Source organism: Phyllobacterium sp., assembly GCF_037994425.1.
Lineage (GTDB): Bacteria > Pseudomonadota > Alphaproteobacteria > Rhizobiales > Rhizobiaceae > Phyllobacterium.
The window spans coordinates 1-2,812 of record NZ_JBBNAM010000110.1 but is presented as its reverse complement, the minus strand read 5'-3'; the positions used below and the strand labels follow the sequence as shown (position 1 = coordinate 2,812).

3 protein-coding genes are annotated in these 2,812 nt (G+C 62.0%); 2 read left to right on the top strand and 1 reads right to left on the bottom strand.

The window, feature by feature from the left end:
* On the top strand, positions 1-604 hold a 604-nt coding region (locus AAAB35_RS08010), incomplete at its 5' end, for an SDR family oxidoreductase (RefSeq protein WP_340667699.1).
* A gap of 19 nt (positions 605-623) precedes the next feature.
* Here AAAB35_RS08010 and AAAB35_RS08005 read toward each other — a convergent pair.
* Positions 624-1,496, bottom strand: a complete 873-nt coding sequence (locus tag AAAB35_RS08005) for a LysR family transcriptional regulator (protein WP_112645434.1) — start codon at positions 1,494-1,496, stop codon at positions 624-626.
* Positions 1,497-1,595: 99 nt separating this feature from the next.
* Between AAAB35_RS08005 and AAAB35_RS08000 the strand changes: the two genes are divergently transcribed.
* Complete coding sequence (locus tag AAAB35_RS08000; protein ID WP_340667698.1) at positions 1,596-2,672, top strand: alkene reductase; 1,077 nt, start codon at positions 1,596-1,598, stop codon at positions 2,670-2,672.
* The last annotated feature ends 140 nt before the right edge of the window (positions 2,673-2,812 follow it).

The window sequence follows — 2,812 nt, the reverse complement described above, 5'->3', positions numbered from 1 at the left end:
CCTCGTCGAGGCCGAAGGACGCCAGTTCTTTTCCGCCAAGGTGGACGTCACATCGCCGACGTCGACCGCCGAATTCGCCACCTTAGTGGCCAAGACTTTGCCGCCAGTCACCGCTTTGGTGAACAATGCAGGCATCTATCCCTGGAAGTCTTTCGCGGAAACGGATTACGATCTCTGGCGCAAGGTGATCAGTGTCAACCTCGACGGTCCCTTCCTGATGTGCAAGGCGTTCGTACCCGGCATGACCGAGCGGGGCTTTGGGCGTATCGTCAACGTTTCGAGCACGACGTTCTGGCTGAACAGCTCGCAGATGACGTCCTATGTCGCCAGCAAGGGCGGGGTCATTGGGTTCACGCGGGCGCTGGCCGGGGAAGTGGGCGCGCACGGCGTGACGGTCAACGTCATCGCGCCCGGCTTGACGAACACCAAGACGATGCGCGGGGAAAACGAGGAGATCTTCGAATGGCTGCCGAAGGTTCAGGCCATCCCGCGTGTCATTGAGCCTTCCGACATTGTAGGCGTCGTTTCATTCCTGTGCTCGAAGGATTCGTCCTTCGTTACGGGGCAGACGATCGTGGCCGACGGCGGCAACGTCCGCAACTGATCGAAGCTTCAGGGCGCGGTCACGACTTCAGCCGCGCCCTGAGAAACTCGACGAAGCGCTGGGTCTTGGCGGGCAGAAGCCGGGTCTCTGTGACCGCAAAGAACGGCAGCGCCGCACCACTCCATTCGGGAAGGATGCGTTTTAGCCTGTTCTGCGCGACCTCGTTGGAGACGACCTCTTCCGGAAGCAAGATCACGCCTCTGTCGAGAGCGGCCAGGTCTCGGATCATCGCGACGCTGTTCAGGCGGAACCGACCGCCGACTTTCGTCCCGACCGTCTGGTTTCCGTCGCTCAATTTCCAGACTCCGTCCTTCATCCACGGCAGGCAGTCGTGGTCCGCCAGTTCCGAAGGATGACCAGGCTCGCCGTGCGCTTCGAGATAGCGGGGCGAGGCGTAGAGAAACGGTCGGAGGCGGGCGAGGGGACGAGCGATCAGATGCGACGTCTCCGGCTCCTCGAACCGGATGACGACGTCGAAGGGTTCCGCAACAGGATCGACCGCGCGCTCGGTCAGGTCGAACTCGAAGGAGATGCCCGGATACTTGTCGGCGAACTCGGAAAGGAGCGGCAGCATGTAACCCGTCGCGAAGTCCACGGGCAGCGCGACGCGGAGAAGGCCCGTTGGCTGGGCGAGCATGTCGCCGAGCTGTTCATGGGCGAGCTTCGCCTCGTCAACGATGCGCTTGCAGCGTTCGAAGTAGATCTGCCCGGCCTCGGTGAGCTCGATCCGACGCGTTGTCCGCGTCATGAGCCGAAGGCCGATCGCCTTTTCGAGGCTGGAAATGCGACGCGACAGGGTCGAGTTGGGCACGCCGATCAGCTCAGCGGCGCCGCGGAAGCTCTTCGCCTTCGCGACCTCGACGAACAGGGCCATGTCGTTCAGGAGTTCCAAATCATTGCCTCAAGAATGGATCAATCTTTTCCATCTTAGCGGATTTATCGCCGCAGGTGCAGCAACCAAATATCAATTCTGCAAAGGAGACCAACCAGAATGAGCAAGCTTTTCACCCCGGTCCAAATCGGACGCTACGAGCTTTCCAACCGTCTCGTCATGGCACCCATGACACGCTCGCGGGCTAGCGATGCCGACGGCGTTCCGTTTGACGAGGTCGCAACTTACTACGAACAGCGCTCGGGCGCAGGCCTCATCATCAGCGAAGGCGTCTATCCGTCGGCAAGCGGCAAGGGCTACGTCAGCACCCCCGGCATCGAGACGGAAGCGCAGATCGCGGCATGGAAGAAGGTCACACACGCCGTCCACGCCCGCGGATCGCGGATCTTCATGCAGGTCATGCACTGCGGCCGCATCTCGCATCCCTCGATGCAGCCCGGCAACGCGCTTCCTGTAGCCCCATCGGCGATAAAGCCCGCTGGCCAGACCTGGACTGCGACCGGACAGCAGGACTTCGTCACACCGCATGAGCTGACCGTCGCCGAGATCAAGGGGGTCGTCGAAAGCTACCGACTGGCCACACGCCGCGCCATAGAGGCGGGGTTCGATGGCGTCGAGCTTCACGCGGCTTCCGGATACCTGCCTGAGCAGTTCCTGGCGTCGGGCAGCAACCGGCGCACCGACGAGTACGGCGGCCCGATCGGGAACCGCATCCGCTTCGTTCTCGAAGTTCTTCAAGCGATGGTCGCGGAGGCAGGTGGCGGCCGCGTGGGCATCAAGATCTCGCCGGAGATGAACTTCAATGACATCCTCGATGAGAATCCGCAGGCGCTCTACTGGGAACTCGTCGAACAGCTCAACCTGTTCGATCTTGCGTATCTCCAGATGACCCGCCAGGGGACACCGGAGATCGACTATCACGCACTGTTGCGCTCGCGATTCAAGGGCACCTACCTCATGGGCGCTGGTCTCGATCAGGCCAAGGCGGAAACGGCTCTGGAAGCGGGCAAAGCCGACGCGGCGGTCTTCGGCGAACTGTTCCTCGCGAACCCGGACCTGCCCGATCGCTTCCAGCGGGGTGCACCATTGAACACGCCGGATCGGTCGACCTACTACGGCGGCGACGCCAAGGGATACGTCGACTACCCCGTACTGCAGGCGACGGAAGCTGCCTGAGACCCTACACACCTCGAATGGTTCGGCCGACGCCTGTCGGCCGAACTTTACGTCAACGGTATGCGGGTTCTTTGGCTTCCTCCGCGCAGTTGAGATAGTTCACGACAGCGGCGCTCGCCCCGTCGACACTCCAAAGCAAC